We start from the raw sequence: 21,044 nt of genomic DNA, 5'->3' as shown, positions 1-21,044 counted from the left end.
TGATGGATACCGGAAATTAATATACCAACGGGAAATATAGGATAGAAAATGGCAGAAAAATACGATGTTATCGTGATTGGTGGTGGACCCGGCGGTTATGTGGCGGCCATCCGCTGTGCTCAACTGGGCCTGAATACAGCCTGTGTTGAAAAGTGGACAAGTGATTCAGGTAAGCAGGTTTTAGGCGGAACCTGCTTGAATGTGGGTTGTATTCCATCAAAAGCACTTCTGGAATCATCTCATAAGTATGAAGAAGCATGTCATGACTTTGACATCCATGGAATCGAAGTCAAAGACGTCTCCATGAGCGTTAGTAAGATGATGGAGCGAAAGAATACAATTGTTAAAAATCTGACAACGGGTATCGGTTCGCTATTCAAAGCCAATAAAGTAACCTCAATTCATGGGACTGGAAAGCTGCTTGGCGGCAAGCAGGTCGAAGTTACGTCGGCGAAAGGTGATGTGACAGTCTATGAAGCTGAAAATGTCATCATCGCAACCGGTTCTACGCCAATCGAAATTCCACCTGCACCGCTCACGGAAGGGCATATTGTTGACTCTACCGGGGCTTTGGATTTTGATGAAGTACCCAAGCGTTTGGGGGTAATTGGTGCGGGGGTGATCGGTCTTGAATTAGGCAGTGTTTGGGCTCGCTTAGGGTCTGAAGTTGTCGTTCTGGAGGCGCAGGACGCTTTTCTACCCGCAGTTGATCAACAGATTGCGAAGGAATCACTCAAACAGTTTAAGAAGCAAGGACTCGATATTCGCTTGAAGGCGCGTGTTACTGGAACTGAAGTCAAGCGTGGCTTGGTGACTGTTACTTATGAGGACACCAAAGGCGAACAGGAGCTGAAATGCGATAAATTGATTGTTTGTGTTGGTCGTGCTCCATACACAGAAGGATTGCTTTCTCCTGATAGCGGCGTAAATCTGGATGAACGTGGCTTCATTTTTGTTGATGATAATTGCCAGACTGTGGTTCCCGGTGTTTACGCCATAGGGGACGTTGTTCGGGGGCCGATGCTGGCTCACAAGGCATCGGAAGAGGGGATTATGGTCGCTGAACGAATTCAGGGGCACAAAGCGGCAATGAATTATGATTGTATCCCTGGTGTTATTTATACACACCCTGAGATCGCCTGGGTCGGTAAGACTGAAGAGCAGCTAAAGGCTGAAGGTGAGGCTTACAAAGTGGGGACTTTCCCGTTTGTAGCCAGCGGGCGTGCAATGGCTGCTAACAGCACTGCAGGCCTGGTTAAAGTAATCGCTTCTGAGAAAACTGACCGTGTTTTGGGTATCCACATTGTTGGTCCTCAGGCATCTGAAATGATTGCTCAGGCTGTCATTGCGATGGAGTTCGGATCCAGTGCCGAAGATCTGGCATTAACCGTGTTTGCGCACCCAACATTGTCAGAGGCATTACACGAAGCTGCGCTTGCAGTGGATGGCAATGCCATACATGTTGCGAATCGACGCAAGAAGTAAATGAAAAAAACCGGGCGTCACGCCCGGTTTTCTGTTGTTGAGTCGGCGAAATTAGTCATTCTGACCGATTGGCCCGAATATTGCCTAAAATGGTGCGACTTGCAACTGATAAAAAGCTCTTTTATGGGGCGCTGTATTCCACAAGAAAACAGCGGCCTGAATCAGAGGAAGTCATTAATTAACTGAATACGACGGAAAGGCAATATGAATTTACATGAATACCAGGCGAAACAGATCTTCGCCGAATATGGTTTGCCCGTGTCTAAGGGTTATGCATGTGATACCCCAGACGAAGCGGCGGCAGCTGCGGATATGATAGGCGGCGACAAGTGGGTTGTTAAAGCTCAGGTTCACGCTGGCGGGCGCGGTAAGGCAGGTGGTGTAAAACTTGTAGATTCCAAAGAAGAAATCAAAGCCTTTGCACAAAAATGGTTAGGGCAGAACCTTGTCACTTACCAAACGGATGAAAATGGTCAACCGGTGAGCAAAATACTGGTTGAGGAGTGCACCGATATAGCGCAGGAATTGTATCTTGGCGCTGTTTTGGATCGTGGAACACGTCGAATTGTTTTCATGGCGTCAACTGAAGGTGGCGTTGAGATCGAAAAAGTGGCTGAGGAAACTCCAGAGAAAATTCTGAAAGCCGTTATCGATCCGTTGGTTGGCGCTCAGCCTTATCAGGCAAGAGAGTTAGCCTTCAAATTGGGTCTTTCCGGAGACCAAATCAAGCAGTTCACTGCTTTGTTCCTGGGCTTGGCTAAATTGTTTGCTGAAAAAGACTTGGCGTTGCTTGAGGTTAATCCTTTGGTTATCACAGACGCGGGTAAACTGCATTGTCTTGACGCTAAAGTAAATATTGATGGTAACGCTCTATATCGTCAACCAGGATTGCGTGATATGCGCGATAAAACCCAGGAAGACGAGCGCGAAGCACACGCGGCAGAATGGGAGCTGAACTACGTTGCATTAGATGGCAACATTGGCTGTATGGTTAATGGTGCGGGTCTGGCGATGGGAACCATGGATATTGTTAAGCTTCACGGTGGAGCCCCTGCAAACTTCCTTGATGTTGGTGGCGGTGCTACAAAAGAGCGTGTGACTGAAGCATTTAAGATTATCCTGTCTGATGATGCCGTTCAGGCGGTACTGGTAAATATCTTTGGTGGTATCGTTCGTTGCGACCTGATTGCTGATGGTATTATAGGGGCCGTTGAAGAGGTTGGTGTCAAGGTGCCGGTAGTTGTTCGGTTAGAAGGTAACAATGCTGAGCTGGGTGCCAAGAAATTGGCTGAAAGTGGGTTGAACATTATCGCGGCGACAAGTTTGACTGATGCTGCAGACTCCGTCGTAAAAGCAGCACAGGGGAACGCATAATGAGTGTATTGATCAATAAAGATACTAAAGTTATTTGCCAGGGCTTCACTGGATCACAGGGTACATTCCATTCTGAGCAAGCTATTGCTTACGGCACGAAAATGGTGGGTGGGGTTACACCAGGTAAAGGCGGTCAAACCCATTTAGGTCTCCCGGTATTCAATACAGTAAAAGATGCTGTTGAAGAGACTGGAGCAGAGGCTTCTGTGATTTATGTTCCTGCGCCATTTTGTAAGGATTCAATTCTTGAGGCTGCAAATGGTGGCATCAAACTGATCGTTTGTATTACCGAGGGTATCCCTACTTTGGATATGTTGGATGCCAAGGTTAAGTGTGATGAGCTGGGTGTACGTTTGATCGGGCCAAACTGTCCGGGTGTCATTACGCCGGGTGAGTGTAAGATTGGCATTATGCCGGGTCATATTCACAAGCCAGGTAAAGTAGGGATCGTTTCCCGTTCAGGAACCTTGACCTATGAAGCGGTTAAACAAACAACAGATTACGGCTTTGGCCAATCTACTTGTGTTGGGATCGGCGGTGACCCAATTCCAGGTTCCAACTTTATTGATATTCTGAAGTTGTTCGAAGCTGATCCTCAGACTGAAGCAATTGTTATGATTGGTGAGATCGGTGGTTCCGCGGAAGAAGAAGCCGCAGAATTTATCAAGGAAAATGTGACCAAGCCGGTTGTTTCTTATATTGCCGGTGTGACTGCTCCTCCTGGAAAACGTATGGGGCACGCTGGTGCGATAATCGCCGGTGGTAAAGGTACTGCAGCCGAGAAGTTCGCAGCACTTGAGGCAGCAGGTGTTACCACAGTTCGCAGCTTGGCGGGTATCGGTGATGCCCTGGCTAAAGCAACGGGTTGGAAATAAGTGTTGACTGATGATATCGATTCCTGCAAGCGATCATGCAAATTGGGCAGATCGTAGATTTGTAACGCAATTTCCTGGGTAGGCTTGGGTTGCTGAAATGGCAAAACCTGCGTAACTAAGGGAATATTAAGCGGGAAAATCTGCATCGGAACGATAGCAATAAACAAAAAAGCGGCTTTGGCCGCTTTTTTGTTTATAATGTGCCTCAAATCAGGATTGCTCCGCAGTGCTATGGCTGCTCAGTGCTTCCTGAACAGTTTGAGTTGACCACTAATTAATTACAGGAAAGGAGCAAGTTTTGAGTTCTGTCGAATCCTATCAGCGTGTCCTATCAGGCATGAGGCCTACAGGTAAGCTTCATTTGGGGCATTACCACGGGGTACTGAAAAATTGGGTTGAATTACAACATAACTACGAGTGCTTCTTTTTTGTTGCAGATTGGCATGCGCTAACGACTCATTACGAGAACCCCCACATTATCGAAGAAAGCATCTGGGATATGGTAATTGACTGGCTGGCCAGTGGCATTAATCCAGGCACTGCCTCTTTGTTTATTCAGTCCCGGGTGCCAGAACATGCAGAGTTACATTTGCTGTTGTCGATGATTACGCCACTTGGCTGGTTGGAGCGTGTGCCTACTTACAAAGATCAGCAGGAAAAGCTCAAAGAAAAGGATCTCTCCACCTATGGATTTTTAGGTTATCCATTACTGCAAAGTGCAGATATTCTGGTTTATCGCGCTGGACAGGTTCCTGTCGGTGCGGATCAGGTTGCCCACGTAGAGTTGACTCGGGAAGTTGCCCGGCGCTTCAATCACATATACGGTAAAGATCCCGGATTTGAAGAGCAGGCGGAGGCAGCCATTCAGAAAATGGGTAAGAAAAATGCCAAGCTCTACAGATCACTGCGTAAAAAGTTTTTGGAGCAAGGGGATCAGGAGGCACTGGAAACGGCAAGAGCTTTGCTGAAAGAGCAGCAAAATATTTCAATTGGTGATCGGGATAGATTATTTGGCTATATTGAAGGTGGCGGTAAGGTCGTCCTGCCAGAGCCTCAGCCTCTGTTGACGCCTGCATCCAAAATGCCTGGATTGGATGGGCAGAAAATGTCTAAATCTTACGACAACATCATCGGCCTGCGGGAAGATGAAGACAGTGTTGTGCAGAAGATTCGAACAATGCAGACTGACCCCCAACGAGTACGTCGAACCGATCCAGGTGACCCGGATAAGTGTCCGGTTTGGCAATTACATGATGTTTATTCAGATGAATCGACGAAAAACTGGGCGGTAGAAGGCTGTAAGTCTGCTGGAATCGGATGCATAGAGTGTAAAGCTCCGATAATTGAAGCGATATTAGCAGAGCAAAAGCCGATAAGAGAGCGAGCTCTGCAATATGAAAACAATCCAGAACTTGTGAAAAGCATTGTGGCCGAAGGGTGTGAAAAAGCGCGGGATGAAGCCAAACAGACTCTGGAAGAAGTTCGTCGAATTATGGGGTTGAACTATAATTAGCTCTGTTTTTATCAGGCTGTCATTGAACGTTCAATCCTATCTGGATTATCACGATAATTAAAAAAATGGGAGTGCTCCTGTGGGTATTCCCAGTTGAGTTTTGGGGGAATTATGCCTGATTCAGGAGCCGATATCCTGGAGGCGGCTGTTGCAGAGGTGTTGGCGGAGACGCAAGAAGTCGAATCGTCAGTCGAGGCAGCTGCGGTAACTGATGGTCAATCAGACAAGCCGTCGCTGGCATTGATTGATGGCAAAGCCTACACCGCCATCCCGACGGATCTCTACATTCCCCCGGACGCGCTGCAAATCTTTCTGGAATCTTTTGAAGGCCCTTTGGATTTGCTGCTTTATCTGATTCGTAAACAAAATATGGATATTTTGAATATCGATGTGAGTGCAATTACTGCGCAATACATGGAATATATCAGTTTGATGGAGGCGATGAAGTTTGAATTGGCCGCTGAATATTTACTTATGGCGGCCACGTTGGCTGAAATTAAATCGCGGGTGCTTTTGCCGAGACAGCAAACGGAAGAAGGAGAAGAGATTGACCCGCGTGCTGAATTGATTCGTCGCCTGCAACAATATGAGCGATTCAAAAAGGCTGCGGAAGAGTTGGATGAAATTCCCCGAGTGGGACGCGATATCCTGTTATGCAGTAATGTCACAGCACCCAAAGGGCAGCGGGTTGTTCATCCCGAGGTCGGTTTGGATGAGTTGTTATTGGCATTTTCTCAAATGTTAAGACGTTCGGATATGTTTGAGAGTCACCAGGTCGAAAAAGAGTTGTTGTCTACGCGCGAACGCATGTCCATGATTATGGATCAGATACCGCATGATGGTTTTCTGGAGTTTACGCAGTTGTTTACCCTGGAAGAGGGGCGGATGGGGGTTGTTGTCTCCTTTCTTGCAATGATGGAGCTCATAAAAGAACAATTAATCGAGATTGTTCAAAACGAGGTTTTTGGAAAAATTCATCTTCGTGCCAGAAAAGCAAATTGATGGAGAAAACATTCGGAAAGGCCGAATTGTGTCATAATGAATAATCTTGAACAAATATTGGAAGCTGCAATACTGGCGGCGGAAAAGCCATTGTCACTGGATCAGTTGGTAATGCTGTTTGATGAGTATGACCGGCCCAGTCGTAAAGACATCAAGGATGCTCTTGATGCGGTAATGTTGGGATGTGCTGATCGAGGGTTTGAGCTGGTTGAAGTGGCCAGTGGCTACCGTTTTCAGGTTAAATCAGAGTATAGCGAATGGGTTGGGCGACTATGGGAAGAGAAGCCGCAACGGTATTCCCGGGCGTTGTTGGAAACACTCGCTTTGATTGCCTATCGACAACCGATTACACGGGGCGATATTGAAGATATTCGGGGTGTTGCGGTTAGTTCGAACATTATGAAAACGCTTATGGAGCGAGAGTGGGTAAGAATCGTTGGACACAAAGATGTGCCAGGACGGCCCGCGATGTATGCAACAACAAAACAATTTCTGGACTACTTCGGCTTGACTACACTCAGTGAGTTGCCGCCCCTGTCAGAAATCAGAGATCTGGAAATTATCGAGCAAGAGTTGGAAAAGTCGCTGCTGGATGCAGTCGATGGGCTTGAAACAGACTCTGAATCAAATAAAGACGACTTGAATGAGCCTCAAGATGCTCAGGATGGGTCGACATTGCACTGAGTTGTACATTAAGACTGCTCAGACTTGCCAAAGATGATTGTGGATATACGAAATGGTTGAAGATAACCCCTCTCAAGAGACTCCCGTACCTAGTGGAGAGAAAATACAAAAAGTACTGGCTAATCAAGGTGTTGGTTCCAGGCGTGAAATTGAAGATCTGGTGCGTCAGGGCAGGGTAAAGATTGATGGTGAAGTGGCAACGTTAGGGGCCCGCATTACCCACGAAAATAAAATTTCGATTGATAATCAGTTGCTGACACTACTGGCACCGGAGGAGCAGTATTGCCGGGTGATTGTTTATAACAAGCCCGAAGGTGAGGTTACCTCGAGAAAAGACCCGGAGGGTCGGCCCACGGTATTCGATCGTTTGCCCAAATTGAAAAACGAACGCTGGATATCAATTGGTCGTTTAGACTTTAACACTTCGGGATTGCTGCTTTTCACTACTGATGGTGAGTTGGCGAATAAGTTAATGCACCCTTCCAGTCAAATTGACCGAGAGTATGCTGTTCGAGTCAAAGGTGAAGTGGATGAAGAAACCCTCGAGCGCCTGAAAGAAGGGGTTTTCCTTGAAGATGGTATGGCTCGATTTACAGATATTCAGGATGCGGGCGGTGTCGCCTCCAATCATTGGTACCATGTGGTGCTAATGGAAGGGCGAAATCGAGAGGTGCGTCGACTTTGGGAGTCCCAGGGAGTGATTGTCAGCCGGTTGAAGCGGGTTCGTTACGGCTGCATCTTTTTACCGAGCCGACTGAAAATCGGCAAATGGGAAGAACTCGATCAACGTGCAGTAAATGATTTGTGCGATCTGGTGGAGCTGCCCCGTCGTACCGTCTATCTGTCGCCCCGAAACAGGGATGCTTCAGATCGTATGCGCCGGAAAAAGCCTAACGTTCAGCGATCTCAACGAAGTGGTGGAGACAGGTCGGGTAAATCCGGCGAACGAGCCCGGAACAATCCGTCGGCCAAAGGCCCACGGTCAGGGAGGCCAAATCAACCCTCCAGGCCGCAACGGGAAGGAAAGTCCGGGCAGGGCGTTTGGCGAAAAGGGTAGTTCTTCTTGATGTCGGCGGAGTTCTTCTCAAAGAGGAGCTCTGCGCCCTGATTCAGCAGAATAGGCTCGATTTCGACCGTCATTTTTAGCCCGATACAACGCCGCATCCGCTCTGGATATCCAATCTGTGATGGTTTCGCCCTTGCTGTAGGTCGCGGTACCCATACTAATCGTGACCGGAATAATGTCACCTTGGTATTCGATTTCAAGCGCGGCAACGCGCTCTCGAATACGCTCTGCGATGATACGGGCTCCGGCTGTGTGTGTTTCGCTCAATAAAATCGTAAATTCTTCTCCCCCGGAGCGAAAACATAAATCTGAAGCTCTACAGCTATCCACTACACAGCGAACCACGCTCTTTAATACTTGATCGCCCGCAACGTGACCGAACTGGTCATTTACCTGTTTGAACCGATCCAAATCAAATACAATCACCGATAATGGCGTTTTATGCCGACTGGCGAGTTCAGTTTCCCGGTGCAGGTTGGCATCCAGTGCTCTTTTGTTTCCGATCCCTGTAAGAGAATCAGTTAGCGCTGCTTCAAGTGCTTGTCGATAAAGAATCGCATTCCGCAGCGGAAAGATTAGTGTGGTCAGTAAGTTTTCAAAAATATTGAGCTCTTCTTCGGAGTAGCGGATCGAGCGGCTAAACTCAATGACACCAATAGAATTATCATTCAGTTGAACGGTATAGTTACAGCTATGTGTTTGAGGTTTGTCAGTCGCGTAACGAATTTGGGCATCCTCCGTTTTGAAGGTGAAAACCCCAAAATTAACGAAAACAGATAATTCCTGCAGAAAAATCGTTAAGATAGATTCGACATCTAATGTTGTTTGCAGCCGTCTGCACAACCGGGTGTAAATATCTTCCGGTTCCTCAAGATGTTTATTAATTTCGTTAAAGGTCGAAGCGAGTCGCGCTTTAGTGAAATCAATTGTTTCAGCTTTCGGTAGGTTTGTGCTCATTACGTAGACTCCAGTACACACCTGCAATGACGGCAAACGGCCATATAATCGAGAAAATATCTCACGTTACTTAGCTTAAAGCGAATTTCTTGCCAATTCGTAAAACTACATATAAAACAGATGCTAAAGCTTGTCCGATGCGGAAATTTTATGCCGTTTGTTGAAAAAATGACGCTTTTTATGCGGCGATTATCTGCCAGTGACAAAAAAATGGCGATGCTCTGAATTGGACGTTCCTTTCTGTAGGTTTGTGGTAAACTGTGCCCGGTTGAACCTCCTTGGATTGATGTGAACACACAAAATGAGATTTGAAGCTCCCGAGAGTTTGTCTGAACAAATTGCCCAGCATTTGGGCAAAAAGATTATTACCGGAAATTTAAAGCCAAGGGAGCGCGTTCAAGAGCTGAGAATTGCTGCTGAATTGAATGTCAGTCGGGGGTCTGTCAGGGAGGCTCTGCTGATTCTTGAGCGCAGGCATTTGGTAAAAATCTATCCCCGAAAGGGAGCGGTTGTCAGTGAATTATCAATTTCCCTGGCGAATGCCTTGTATGATATGTACATTAACCTTCTAACCATGCTGGTCCGACAAGTAACTGAGCGTTGGCGAGATCAGGAGTTGGCCCCATTTCAACGACAACTGATACAGATAAATCAGCTTGCTGATCAGAGTGAAATCGACTTTGATGGGCTTATTGAAGCAGGCTTCGGGTTAATGAATCTGTGTTTTCCCATCGTTAAGAACCCGTTTTTACAAGAAACGTTGGAAAATCTTAAACCTGCGCTGAGCAGGACGTATTTTATCGTTCTTTCATTGCGCCGACATGAGTTGAAGCAAACCTTAACATTTTACAGTGATGTTGTTGCGGCTGTGCGAGAACGTAATCAAGCGAAGGTTAACCACATTATTAAAGCTTATGGCGAGCATCAGCGCTCACTGGTGCTCTCGGTGCTGGGCGAATTGGCGGAAGCGGCGGCCCTGGTTTCTTAATGGTCAATATCGAACTTCAAACCTGAAATTGCCGAAGTGTTGTAGCCCGGAAAGCTCGGGTTCCCTTGAATAACAATGATTAGCTCAAAGAACATTCTGGTTTCTGAATTCTATGCGTCTAAAATCGATAAAGTTGGCAGGGTTTAAGTCCTTTGTTGACCCCACAACAGTACCATTTCCGAACAACTTAACATCCATTGTTGGTCCGAATGGGTGCGGCAAGTCAAATATTATTGACGCCGTACGCTGGGTAATGGGGGAGAGTTCTGCGAAACACCTGCGTGGTGAATCGATGACAGATGTCATCTTCAATGGTGCAGCAACCCGTAAACCCGTTGGTCAAGCCTCTATTGAGCTTATTTTTGATAATAGTCTGGGGAAGCTGCAAGGTGAATACGCCAATTTCGGAGAAGTCGCAATCCGGCGCAAGGTGACGCGGGAAGGTACATCCGAGTATTTTCTGAATGGTACGAAATGCCGACGACGGGATATTACAGATATTTTCCTTGGAACCGGTTTGGGTCCCCGAAGTTATGCCATCATCGAACAGGGTATGATTTCGAAGCTCATCGAATCGAAACCGGACGAGCTCCGTGTCTATATCGAGGAAGCCGCCGGAATTTCCAAGTACAAGGAGCGCCGAAAGGAAACAGAGAGCCGTATGCGGCGAACTCAGGAAAACCTTGATCGTTTGACGGATATCCGGGAAGAGCTGGACCGGCAGCTACAGCACTTGCACCGGCAAGCCGTCGCTGCAGAAAAGTACACTGAGTTGAAAAAAGATGAGCGCCTGAAAAAAGCGCAATTAATCGGCATGAAGTGGAAATCGTTGAATGATGCCATGTTGCAACAGGATCAGGTTATCCAGACTACTGAAGTGGAATTGGAAAAAGCGATTTCTCACCGTACCGGGAATGATTCAGGCATCGAGGATTTGCGTCTTCAACAGCATGAAAAGGCTGAAAAGCTGAGCCGTATCCAGGAATCATTTTATCAGGCCAGTTCTGAAATCGCGCGACTGGAACAAGCATTAAAGCATCAAAAAGAGCGTATTGATCAGGTGAAGCGCGATCGTGATGAAGGTGATATTCAGTATCGCCATTTGTTGCATGAAATAGAGGATGAGAGTGCTCGACTTGAAAGTATCAATGAAGAATTAGTTTCGCTTGAGCCCGAATTCGAAGAACGGCAAGCGCTCTCGGAGGACGCCGGAGAGCGCCTGGCGATTGCTGAAGAGGAAATGCATCAGTGGCAACACAACTGGGATGATTTTAACCTCCGTTCCTCAGAAGCACGAAAAAATGCTGAACTCGAGCAATCCCATATTCAAAACCTTGAACAGAGTATTCGAAAACACCGGGATCGACTGGAGAAATTGCGCCAGGATACCATGACGTTTCGCGATCAGCTCGACACCAGCGAAATACACGAACTCAGTGAGCAACTACTTCAGGAAGAAGAAATCGATGCACTTCTAAAGGAAGAAATTGAAGGCTATAACGATCAGGTCGAGCAGGCGCGTGAGCATGTTGTCGGACTGGATGATCAGCTCTCGCTTAACCGTAAACAAGAGCAAGAACTAAGTGGTCGACTTGCTTCGATTAAAGCCCTCCAGGAAGCGATGCTGGGACAGGATGACTCGTTGCAGATACGCTGGTTGCAGGATGCGGGTCTGGATGGTATGCCCCGCCTTGCTGAATGTCTTTCCGTCGAGTTGCAATGGCGCAAAGCTGCAGAAACCGTTCTGCGACCGTTACTAAATGGCCTCTGTGTGGATTCTCTGGAGACTCTGGATCCAGAGCTGCTCTGCCAGGCACCCTTTCCGTTTATCCAGAAAACAGTTGTTGGCGCGCTCCCGGGCGAAAAACGAAGCCTGGATGGAAAACAAAGCCAGGATGGAACGCTGAGCTCTGTTGTCAATGTAAACCTGGAAGGTGCCTGCCAGCCGATGCTCCAGTCGTTATTGTCATCGGTGCTTCTGGTTGACTCCCTGGAAGAGGGTTTGTCGCGACGAAAATCTCTGGCCGCTGGCTCAAGTCTGCTGACACCTGAGGGGTACTGGCTGGGGGCGGACTGGTTAATTTGTCCAGATCAGGAACAATCAGGCAGTACGCTGGATCGTCAGGCAGAACTGCGAACGTTATCTTCCTCTCTTGAGGAATGCCTTGCTGCTCGGGATCAGCTGGTGGCAGACCTTGAGCACCATCGACAGTCTTTGCAAGATGCCGAGGCGAAGCGCGAAGCCTGTCGTGGCAGGCAGAGTCAATTGCAGCGAACCCTCAGTGAAATCCAGTCCCGCTTGAGTGGCTTGAAAGCAAAACAGGAACAAATTAGCGCGCGTATCGGTTCGCTTGATGATGAATTAAGCGAAACAGCGTTGGCTCTGGAAATGGAAGAGGGCGCGTTGCTTGAGGCGAGGGAGCGTTGGCATCTGTCAATGCAGCATGTTGATCAGGACGCCGACGAACGTGAGCGTTTGCTGGCAAATCGGGATGAAATTCGTGCCAGCTTTGATCAGTTGCGACAGCAGGCTCGCCACAGTAAAGATCAATCACATCAATTGCAATTACGGGTCGAGAATCTGCGCTCTCAGAGGCATTCTTTAACCACGGCTCTGGAACGTTTTGAACTGCAGAAAAATCAACTGAGTGAAAAGATTGAAACCTGGATTGAATCGCTTGAAGAGCTCATGTTCCCGATCGATGATATGCAGATAGAGTTGGAAGCTTTACTGGAGCGACGAGTCTTTGAAGAAGAGGGTCTGGCAAAGGCAAGGGAAGAGTTGGATCAGGTCGAGCAGCAATTGCGCTCGGGGGAGACTGACCGACATCAGATTGAACAACGGGTTCAGACCGTTAGAGGCCAGCTGCAGGATCAGCGTATGGCATTGCAGGCACTGGAGATCAAGCGAAATGGTTTGATTGAACAATTGAAAGAAGAAAACCATGATCTTAAAACGGTCGTTGATACCATTCCCGAGGAAGCAACGATAGCCCTGTGGGAAGAAGAGCTTGGCAAAATAGTGCAACGGGTATCCCGGTTGGGTGCAATCAATCTGGCCGCAATTGAAGAATATAAGATTCAGAGTGAAAGGAAGTCTTACCTCGACACCCAGCATGAGGATTTGATTGAAGCGTTGGAGACCTTGGAGACCGCTATCCGCAAGATTGATAAGGAAACCCGCTCCCGCTTTAAAGACACTTTTGAGCAGGTCAATAACGGGCTCCAGATGCTGTTCCCCAAGGTTTTTGGAGGAGGGCATGCGTATCTGGAACTCACGGGTGATGATTTGCTTGAAACGGGTGTGGCGATCATGGCGCGGCCTCCCGGAAAGAAGAACAGTACGATTCATCTGTTATCCGGGGGGGAGAAAGCGCTGACGGCGATCGCGTTAATTTTCTCGATTTTCCAGTTGAACCCGGCACCTTTTTGTATGCTTGACGAAGTTGATGCGCCTCTGGATGATGCTAACGTGGCTCGTTACGCCAATATGGTGAAAGAAATGTCCAGTCAGGTGCAGTTTATCTATATCTCCCACAATAAAATTGCCATGGAGATGGCTGATCAGTTAATGGGGGTAACGATGCATGAACCCGGTGTGTCTCGTCTTGTATCGGTGGATGTAGAAGAGGCCGTCGCTTTGGCCGAGATATGAAATTAAAGGTTTCCGGGTCGGGCAGTTACGGGATTCCGGCGAGGGAATCGATAGGGCCGGCCGATAAATTGTCAGCGCTTGTTGCCGTGCTAAACATTGCTATTTCTGGCATCATTGAATACATTACTTATCAATAACGTACTACAGTAAACCATAGGTTTTGTTTATATGGACATGAGTTTACGAGAGTGGTTGATTGTCATTGGCATCATTATCATTCTTGGCATTTTAATAGACGGCTATCGTCGTATGCGTAGAGCCCGTTCCGACGCAGATAATATGTCCCGCTCAATGAATGGGGATAACTTTTCAGATTCAACACCGCTTGATGAAGATTTTAATCCGGAGCTACCAGGGGGAGGGGCTCGAGTCGTTCGACCCGGTATCGATTCTGCAAGTGGGGATGCCGCATTCGATGCGACAAAATATGGCGCAAACTACCAGCCCCCAAAAGCACGTGTGGTGCAGCGGGACTCCGGCGTTGGCGCAGACGGTGTGGGCTTTGAGCCCGACAATGGACTGCAGGACCAATCAGTTGGCGACAAGTCGTTGGGCTCTGTTGATGTTAAAGATAGTGATCAAGATACGTGGGCCGCGAGTCCAGGCGCTGATGAGTTGGAGCCTTTTTTCCTGGATCAGGATGCGCAGGATATGCATTTTGACGGCCATGTGAAGGCAGAATCAGGTATCGCGCAAAGTCATCCAGGCGAAGATATCGACGATGAAGAGCCACCAGTTCTGGATACCCGAGTTGTTTCTCCTGAACCGGATCGTTTTATTCGTAACAATGTACAAGCGTTTTCTGACCGTCGGGATGATACTGTTTATCGAGATGACAATCCTGTTCGAGAAAACAATCCGGTTCGAGAAAATAGCGTGCAAGAAGAGGATGTTGATGCGCTGGAGAATACCGGAATTCATCAACAGTCTGTCGAGCAGGAAGCAAACGTAGAAAGTGCGGCTGAAACTGCTGTGGCTTCTGTTCAAACCACAACTTCTGTACAAGCGGATCCCCCAGCGAAATCAACAATTGCGAAGCATGAGACCGCCAAACTGTCAGACAGCGGTGATTCATTACCGGATCAGCCCACCAAGAAATATGGCTTCTTCTCCGGCAGAATCATGAAGGGACGGAAAGTTGAAGACAAGTCCAGAAAGCAGAACAAGCCTGCTCAGGAAGTAATCATTATCAATGTGATGAGTAAAGACCCGGAAGGGTTTAAAGGTGTCGATTTACAGCGCTTGTTTGAAGCTTGTGGCATGGAGCATGGTGAAATGGCTATTTTCCACCGCCATGAAGAAATCGAAAGCAGCAGCCCGGTTCAGTTTAGTGTGGCAAATGCTTGCGAGCCTGGCTACTTCGATGTCGAAGCAATCGAACGCATACGAACACCCGGAGTTAGTTTTTTCATGAGCTTGCCCGGACCTTCAAATAACATGCGTGCGTTTGATTACATGGTTGAAACTGCACAATGTGTTGTCAAAAACCTTAAAGGCGAGATGAAGGATGAACGCAGAAGCGTGTTTACCCCTCAGACATTAGAGCATTGTAAACAGAGAATTCGAGAGTTTGAGCGGAAGCAACAGTTGTCTGTTCATCATTAAAATCGGATCTACCTACCTGAAATTATGGCGGTTCGGAGCCACAGGGCTCCGAACCGCCATTTTGTTATTAAGTATTTATCAATGTTGACTGCGAAGCAAAAAGAAGTCCTTGAGACTCTGAATCTGGATAACCCCCTCTCTGAAGTTCAATTTGAATCGTTACTCAAGAGTGAGAACGACTATACAAATGAAGACCCATCAGTACTGGAACGATTGCTCAAGATGGCCAATGCGCTTTATCGCGCGGGAGCGCCTGCCATTGATGATGTCAAATATGATCACATAAGATCCGTGCTGGAACAGTTGCAGCCTGAAAATACATATCTCCATGAGGTTGAGCCGGAAGCTGTGCCTGAGGCGAAAACAGTGCAACTCCCAGCTCGTATGCTTTCTACTGATAAGGCGTACTCCAAAGCGGAAATTGAAAAGTGGATTGAGCGGTTGCAAAAAGCCCGATCAGGCGATGACAGCGACACTGCGACCGAACTGGAAATCAGGGTTACGCCCAAGCTGGATGGCTATGCTGCTTTTGACGATGGAGCGCGACTTTACACCCGCGGCGATGGTTATCGCGGACAAGATGTGACGCGCGCATTTAACCGTGGTCTGCAGGTTGCAGAAGGTGGTGAAAGGGGGCTTGGTCCTGGCGAAATCGTAATCAAGAAAAGTTACTTTGATGAGTACTTGAGTGAATTTTTTGAAAATTCACGGAACATTCAGGCGGCCATCATTGCCGAAAAGAAAGTAGATGAGCGTATTCAGTTGGCGTTAGATGCCGGTGCCGTGGTGTTTTTCCCGTTTCAGTTATTGCCCGATTGGAAAGGGGACCATAAAACCCTGCTGGCTGATTTCGAGAAAATCGCTGAATCAATCTGGGAAGCCGTTGACTTCGATGTCGATGGCGTGATTCTGGAAGCTACGGATGAGGCGATAAAAGAGCGTTTAGGGGCTACCCGTCACCATCACCGATGGCAAATCGCTTATAAAGCCAATGTCGAAAAGGCAGAGGTTCGGGTTCTGGGTGTTACGCCGCAAACTTCCCGAACAGGGCGGGTCAGTCCTGTTGCGGAACTGGAACCTACGAAATTGAGTGGCGCTACCATCAGTCGTGCTACGTTACACCATTACGGCATGGTAAAAGCCAAAGGTGTAGGCCCGGGAGCTTTGGTACAATTGGTGCGAAGTGGTTTGGTTATTCCAAAAATTGAAGATGTGTTACAACCCGTAGATCCCCAATTGCCTGAGCATTGTCCGAGCTGTGATAGCTCTCTGGACTGGGAAGGCGATCATCTGGTTTGTTCAAACCGGGCCCTGTGTCCGGCTCAATCCGAAAATACGATGATCCATTTTTTTAAAACGCTGGGTAATATTGATGGCTTTGGCCCGGCAACAATCACCCGGCTTTATGCCAGTGGCATACGCAAGGTTCACGAGATCTATCAGTTACAGCAAGAAGACTTTGAAAACATGGGCTTTGGTGAAAAAACCTCACAAAACCTCATTACGCAACTCAATGCGAGCCGTAGTATCGCTATTGAGGATTGGCGGTTTCTCTCCGCATTTGGTGTTGTCCGTTTAGGTCCCGGAAGTTCAGAACGCCTCCTTGAACATCACCCCATTGACACCTTATTCCAGTTAGATGCTGAGGATCTGGTGCAAATTGATGGATTTGCACAAGTCACTGCCGCAGCCATTACCGAAAACTTACACAAAATCGAAGCCGAGTTTCGAGAGATATACGCGCTTGATTTTAATCTCCAAAAAACCAAGCGTGTTTCTGAAAAGGTCGATATGAACACGCCCATCGCGGGAAAACAATTGGTTTTTACCGGTACGATGGTTACGGGTACCCGAGGTGATATGGAGAAGCAGGCGAAACAACTGGGTGCTAAAGTAGGGAAGTCAGTTTCTAAAAATACAGACTACCTGGTCACGGGTGACAAAGTAGGCGCTAAAAAAATCTCGGATGCGGTTGCCAAGGGAGTGCGAGTAATCAGTGAGGACGACTATCGCAGTTTGTTGGAGTCGTAAGCCTGTGTAAATATTAGCCGTTGGCGTGTTTGTTGTCGGTCGTGAAACTTTGTAACCAAGTATTAAAGTTTGCATCTGTTGTGTGAACCAACATTGGTTTTCAGCATGACTGGCTGGTTGAAACTGGCCGAATTTAATAATATCAGCGAATAGCTGGGCGTGTTTAGGTTTCATCTTTAATCTCTGTTGAGCGAATTCGAGGCGTCCCCTGCGGGTCGGCGTGATAGATGAAACGTAAATACGCCCCACTCATCGAAAAAAAATAACTGGATTCTTTGATGTTTAATAAGGTTAGGAATTACAGCGCTTTAGGTTTGTTCGCAGTCTTGATTTTTTTATCCGGGTGCGGGGGAAGTGGACCAAGTAATGAAGTTGTCGTTTTGGGGGCTCCTCCAACGAGGGCTTATTTGGGGGTAGAGTACTCTTATAATTTCGGGTCATTCGGTGGTAATGACATCCACAACTTCAGTCTGGCGAATCAGCCACATTGGCTTGCTTTGGAAAAAACTAGCAACTCGGCTCGCCAGGGCGTTATTGTTCGAGGAATACCGGGCGTTACGGGTGGGCGTCGCGGAGATGAAGATATCGGGACATCTGATGCGATCGTGGTAACTGCGAATGACGGTAATCGTCTGGGGAATACCAGTTGGACCATTACGGTAGAGAACAATACGATTGACATTGCGACCGTGGAGATTATTGAAGCGGAAGCATCAAAAGATCCACAGGCTCCCGCAGAGGATGAAAACGGAGACGATACCGATAATACGGATAGCGAAAACGATGAGGACACTACTGAAGACGAGGTCGATGATACCAAGTGTGAAGTTCCGGACCTGCAAACGAAGGAAGTGAACATTGATGGCAATTTGACTGTTTTCTATCCTGTACTGATGAGCGTTCGGCTGGCGCAACCGTCAGTTGAGGTTACCCGTGTCCGCTATTCGTTTACCACTCAGTTTGAAGAATCCTTTCCAGAGACTGCAGAGCCAAACGAGTCGTATGCCAGAGAAAATGTTGACTATGCCGTAGATTATATACCGGGTACGCCGTTAAGTGATGCGCTCACGAACCCCGATGATCCTTATGTTCCTGGTGTGGTGACCTTTGAGCCTGGCGTTACAGAATGTTATATCCGTGCTTATGTTGCTGACGATAAAATTGGTGAATTTACCGAATCATTTACAGTCGAGCTGGAAGAAGTTATTGAAGGTTTGGCCATTATCAGCACCGGAAGCGCGCCTTTTCAAATTCAGGATAATGAACCGGTTGTTTCTTTCGCGGGTGAACGAACTGTTGTCCTGACTGAAGGTCAGAAAAAGGTGTTTACGCTTCAGCTAAGTAAACCACCCGGAACGTTTCTGATCAGTCGGGATGCTGAAGGCAACCCTGTACAGGAGGAGTTGTCCTACGAGGTACTTGTGCAACTTGTTGTTGGTGTCGGAACGTCTACAGGTAGTGAAGATGACTATGATCTGAGTCCCGGTGATAATGGTAACGTCAAGCTGGGGCGTGTGCATTTTAATAAGGATCAGACTGAAGCGACAATTGAAATAACCATTCTGGATACGGATAACGATAACGAGCCGGGACGTGATGAACGACTCGTGTTCGAAATTGTTAACCAGGCGGGCACAGTGAGTCCGATTTTTGATGGCCAGGAATTGACGATCAGTATTAATGAGTGGACTCAACCGCTAATTTTTGAGGCGGATCAGGGGAACATCGTTGATATGGTCTTCGATGTTGACGGGAATCTGCTCGTACTGGGCTATCGGGAGTCTGCAGAAGGTGTAACGAATTTTGTGCAAATATTTGATCGTTTTGGGCAGCCAATTGGCGCTGAAGTTGTCGTTTCCGACCCGTCATTTGGCGCATTGCCTGCTACATCGATTGCAACCTACCGTACTGCAAATCCTGGTGGCGCCAATGATGAGATCAATGATAATGATTCGTTAATTGGTTTTGTGGTCGGTATGAGTCGTCCAGGGAACCTTGGCGGTTTGGATGGCTATTTGCGGGTATTCTCCAGAGTTTCCAATGAAACTGTCTTTTCACCGAAGAGTGAGTTGTATATTGGTGGCGATGGCGACGACGTTCTGAAAGCAATTTCCAGTAATTCAACATCGTTCTTTGTTGCCGGTAATACTGATGGGAATTGGGCATCCTTCCAATCCCAGGCGGAAACAGTGGTTACAACAAGTACAAATGCAGGTGCCATGGATGCATTTGTATCACGCCTTGATCTATCAAACGATGAACTTACAGAAGCCTGGGGTACATTAGTGGGTACGCCTGCGGATGAAAACCTGAAGGAGTTGGTTGATTTGGGATCAGATGTCAATATCGGCTTCGAAACATTTGGTGAAGTAGAAGAAGTTTATGGTGGTAAAGATATTGCCTTGGCCAAACTGGACCGCTCTACCGGTGAAACTGAGCAGTTGCGTCAGTATGGTTCAACCATGGATGATGACCTGTTGGCGATGTCGGGCCGAACGCCGTTTATTGTTTATTCTGGTAGTTTTGAAACTCCGGCCTATGAAATTGAAGATCTTGGTGACACAGAAGGGCTTGCTTCGTATGATATTTTGTCTACTGAATTGGAGTCCTTCAATCCTCGAAATCTGTATCAATTTAATGCCCCTTTAAAACAATCTCTTAATGTGGTGATTAACAACTCTGAGCAGAAATTGCTGGGCGGTTATACAGAAGGTGTATTGGAAGAAGGTATGACTTCCAGTGGTGGTCTCGATGCGATACTAATGGCTCAGTCTTTTCTGGATGAGGAGCAAATTTTCGACTGGAAACTTCAGTTTGGTACCCCGGAAGATGATCAGATATTGGAGCTCGAACTCAACTCCAATAAAATATTTGCCTTGTGGAAGTCCGGTGACCGCTCTATGGTCTCGTTGTTTACAACCAATGGCGAACGTTTGACAGACTAGCTGACCCCCGGTTATACAAAGCAACACAGCTGGAGCGTCCGGCTGAGAGGATCGTTTGAGCTTTCTATTGGCAGCTCAGGCGATCTTTAATTTTATTTTCCAACGAAGAGCGTGCCAAGCGAAATGTTTGTAAAGACGAGATAATCAAGGGGGCGTGTAGCGGTGGTTGGGGACGTTATGCGGTAGTATCCGTTTTCAAGAATCCGTTGAGATGTGTCTTAACAGACAGTCTCAAAAAATCCCGCAATGTAATAATGCCTACCAAATTTTTGTTTTCGACTACAGCCATACTGCTGAGATCATATTCAAGCATAAAGCGTGCTACCTGGCCGGCAGGTGTTTCAGGGGCAGTGGAAAATATGTCACCGTAGTTCAGGTTTTCCATCAAATCCAGTGGATTGCGTGATTCTTGTTGAGATGTTTGCAGGGAGGCCGACTTTTGTTGTTCATAGATTTTCTCTTTACTGATAATTCCAAATAAAGCCTGGCTCAAATCTGTCACGATGATATGGTGAATTTCGTGTTGATTCATCAGTTCCAGTGTCGCGGCAATTCGGTTCGAGCCAGGTACCGTTACCAATGTATGTGACATAATGTCTTTTGCGAGCCAGTCATTTGAATTCTCCGTGTAAATTCGGTGTGAATCAGAATGCCTGTGTTCTTCATGTGGCTGCTCAGAATCAAGTTTATTCTCCGAGTCACTATGGATGTTTTGCGCTGCATTAAGGTTGGCCACCTCGGATACCGACTGTATCCGGGGGTCATTTCTTTGCAGGGGATGGACTCTTCCCAAATCGATATTATGCACGTAGAACATGGTGTGGAACGCGATGCTGTCGTTGCGGATTAATGAACTTTGTCGAT

Annotated in this window: 15 protein-coding genes; 13 read left to right on the top strand and 2 right to left on the bottom strand. The window is 47.3% G+C overall.

Annotation, left to right across the window (positions count from 1 at the left end):
- Positions 1-48: 48 nt before the first annotated feature.
- The 7 genes from lpdA (at position 49) to rluB (ending at position 7,990) form a co-directional block, all read left to right on the top strand.
- Positions 49-1,485 carry a dihydrolipoyl dehydrogenase gene (lpdA, locus tag OLMES_RS16960; RefSeq protein ID WP_087462366.1) on the top strand — a complete coding sequence of 479 codons (1,437 nt, stop codon included), beginning with the start codon at positions 49-51 and terminating at the stop codon, positions 1,483-1,485.
- Positions 1,486-1,671: 186 nt separating this feature from the next.
- Positions 1,672-2,859, top strand: a complete 1,188-nt coding sequence (sucC, locus tag OLMES_RS16950) for an ADP-forming succinate--CoA ligase subunit beta (protein WP_332454947.1) — start codon at positions 1,672-1,674, stop codon at positions 2,857-2,859.
- Entirely contained in the window at positions 2,859-3,734 is an 876-nt protein-coding gene (gene sucD / locus OLMES_RS16945) for a succinate--CoA ligase subunit alpha (RefSeq protein ID WP_087462363.1), read from the top strand. Before sucC ends, sucD begins: the two co-directional genes overlap by 1 nt.
- A gap of 298 nt (positions 3,735-4,032) precedes the next feature.
- Positions 4,033-5,247, top strand: a complete 1,215-nt coding sequence (locus OLMES_RS16940; RefSeq protein ID WP_087462362.1) for a tryptophan--tRNA ligase — start codon at positions 4,033-4,035, stop codon at positions 5,245-5,247.
- Positions 5,248-5,358: 111 nt separating this feature from the next.
- Positions 5,359-6,249, top strand: a complete 891-nt coding sequence (locus OLMES_RS16935; RefSeq protein ID WP_087462361.1) for a segregation and condensation protein A — start codon at positions 5,359-5,361, stop codon at positions 6,247-6,249.
- 36 nt (positions 6,250-6,285) lie between these two features.
- A complete protein-coding gene (scpB, locus tag OLMES_RS16930) occupies positions 6,286-6,933 on the top strand; it encodes an SMC-Scp complex subunit ScpB (protein WP_087462360.1) in 648 nt (215 codons plus the stop codon).
- Positions 6,934-6,985: 52 nt separating this feature from the next.
- On the top strand, positions 6,986-7,990 hold the full coding sequence (gene rluB, locus OLMES_RS16925; protein WP_087462359.1) for a 23S rRNA pseudouridine(2605) synthase RluB: 1,005 nt from the start codon (positions 6,986-6,988) through the stop codon (positions 7,988-7,990).
- Positions 7,991-8,017: 27 nt separating this feature from the next.
- On the opposite strand, the gene OLMES_RS16920 is transcribed toward rluB, so the two are convergent.
- Positions 8,018-8,956 carry a GGDEF domain-containing protein gene (locus OLMES_RS16920; protein ID WP_087462358.1) on the bottom strand — a complete coding sequence of 313 codons (939 nt, stop codon included), beginning with the start codon at positions 8,954-8,956 and terminating at the stop codon, positions 8,018-8,020.
- A gap of 301 nt (positions 8,957-9,257) precedes the next feature.
- Here OLMES_RS16920 and OLMES_RS16915 point away from each other — a divergent pair, with 301 nt between their 5' ends.
- From OLMES_RS16915 to OLMES_RS16895, 5 genes are all read left to right on the top strand, one after another.
- Positions 9,258-9,944, top strand: coding sequence for a GntR family transcriptional regulator (locus tag OLMES_RS16915; protein WP_087462357.1), 687 nt, complete (start codon positions 9,258-9,260; stop codon positions 9,942-9,944).
- A gap of 112 nt (positions 9,945-10,056) precedes the next feature.
- Entirely contained in the window at positions 10,057-13,599 is a 3,543-nt protein-coding gene (smc, locus tag OLMES_RS16910; RefSeq protein WP_087462356.1) for a chromosome segregation protein SMC, read from the top strand.
- A gap of 168 nt (positions 13,600-13,767) precedes the next feature.
- Entirely contained in the window at positions 13,768-15,204 is a 1,437-nt protein-coding gene (gene zipA / locus OLMES_RS16905; protein WP_198343014.1) for a cell division protein ZipA, read from the top strand.
- 81 nt (positions 15,205-15,285) lie between these two features.
- On the top strand, positions 15,286-17,235 hold the full coding sequence (locus tag OLMES_RS16900; protein WP_087462355.1) for a helix-hairpin-helix domain-containing protein: 1,950 nt from the start codon (positions 15,286-15,288) through the stop codon (positions 17,233-17,235).
- Positions 17,236-17,513: 278 nt separating this feature from the next.
- Positions 17,514-20,180, top strand: coding sequence for a Calx-beta domain-containing protein (locus OLMES_RS16895; RefSeq protein WP_087462354.1), 2,667 nt, complete (start codon positions 17,514-17,516; stop codon positions 20,178-20,180).
- 175 nt (positions 20,181-20,355) lie between these two features.
- Here OLMES_RS16895 and OLMES_RS28375 read toward each other — a convergent pair whose 3' ends face one another.
- Positions 20,356-20,772, bottom strand: coding sequence for a CBS domain-containing protein (locus OLMES_RS28375; RefSeq protein ID WP_198343013.1), 417 nt, complete (start codon positions 20,770-20,772; stop codon positions 20,356-20,358).
- Between the two features lie 57 nt (positions 20,773-20,829).
- On the opposite strand from OLMES_RS28375, the gene OLMES_RS28370 reads away from it, so the two are divergent.
- Entirely contained in the window at positions 20,830-21,030 is a 201-nt protein-coding gene (locus OLMES_RS28370; RefSeq protein WP_198343012.1) for a hypothetical protein, read from the top strand.
- Positions 21,031-21,044: the final 14 nt, after the last annotated feature.

The organism is Oleiphilus messinensis, from assembly GCF_002162375.1.
GTDB classification, from domain to species: Bacteria; Pseudomonadota; Gammaproteobacteria; order Pseudomonadales; family Oleiphilaceae; genus Oleiphilus; species Oleiphilus messinensis.
This window is presented reverse-complemented; position numbering and strand designations above follow the sequence as displayed.

What these genes read in the sequence shown, in the direction of transcription:
- lpdA (WP_087462366.1), top strand. Translation starts at nt 49, where the DNA reads ATGGCAGAAAAATACGATGTTATCGTGATTGGTGGTGGACCCGGCGGT.
- sucD (WP_087462363.1), top strand. Translation starts at nt 2,859, where the DNA reads ATGAGTGTATTGATCAATAAAGATACTAAAGTTATTTGCCAGGGCTTC.
- OLMES_RS16935 (WP_087462361.1), top strand. Translation starts at nt 5,359, where the DNA reads ATGCCTGATTCAGGAGCCGATATCCTGGAGGCGGCTGTTGCAGAGGTG.
- scpB (WP_087462360.1), top strand. Translation starts at nt 6,286, where the DNA reads ATGAATAATCTTGAACAAATATTGGAAGCTGCAATACTGGCGGCGGAA.
- rluB (WP_087462359.1), top strand. Translation starts at nt 6,986, where the DNA reads ATGGTTGAAGATAACCCCTCTCAAGAGACTCCCGTACCTAGTGGAGAG.
- OLMES_RS16920 (WP_087462358.1), bottom strand. Translation starts at nt 8,956, where the DNA reads ATGAGCACAAACCTACCGAAAGCTGAAACAATTGATTTCACTAAAGCG.
- OLMES_RS16915 (WP_087462357.1), top strand. Translation starts at nt 9,258, where the DNA reads ATGAGATTTGAAGCTCCCGAGAGTTTGTCTGAACAAATTGCCCAGCAT.
- smc (WP_087462356.1), top strand. Translation starts at nt 10,057, where the DNA reads ATGCGTCTAAAATCGATAAAGTTGGCAGGGTTTAAGTCCTTTGTTGAC.
- zipA (WP_198343014.1), top strand. Translation starts at nt 13,768, where the DNA reads ATGGACATGAGTTTACGAGAGTGGTTGATTGTCATTGGCATCATTATC.
- OLMES_RS16900 (WP_087462355.1), top strand. Translation starts at nt 15,286, where the DNA reads ATGTTGACTGCGAAGCAAAAAGAAGTCCTTGAGACTCTGAATCTGGAT.
- OLMES_RS16895 (WP_087462354.1), top strand. Translation starts at nt 17,514, where the DNA reads ATGTTTAATAAGGTTAGGAATTACAGCGCTTTAGGTTTGTTCGCAGTC.
- OLMES_RS28375 (WP_198343013.1), bottom strand. Translation starts at nt 20,772, where the DNA reads ATGTCACATACATTGGTAACGGTACCTGGCTCGAACCGAATTGCCGCG.
- OLMES_RS28370 (WP_198343012.1), top strand. Translation starts at nt 20,830, where the DNA reads ATGCCTGTGTTCTTCATGTGGCTGCTCAGAATCAAGTTTATTCTCCGA.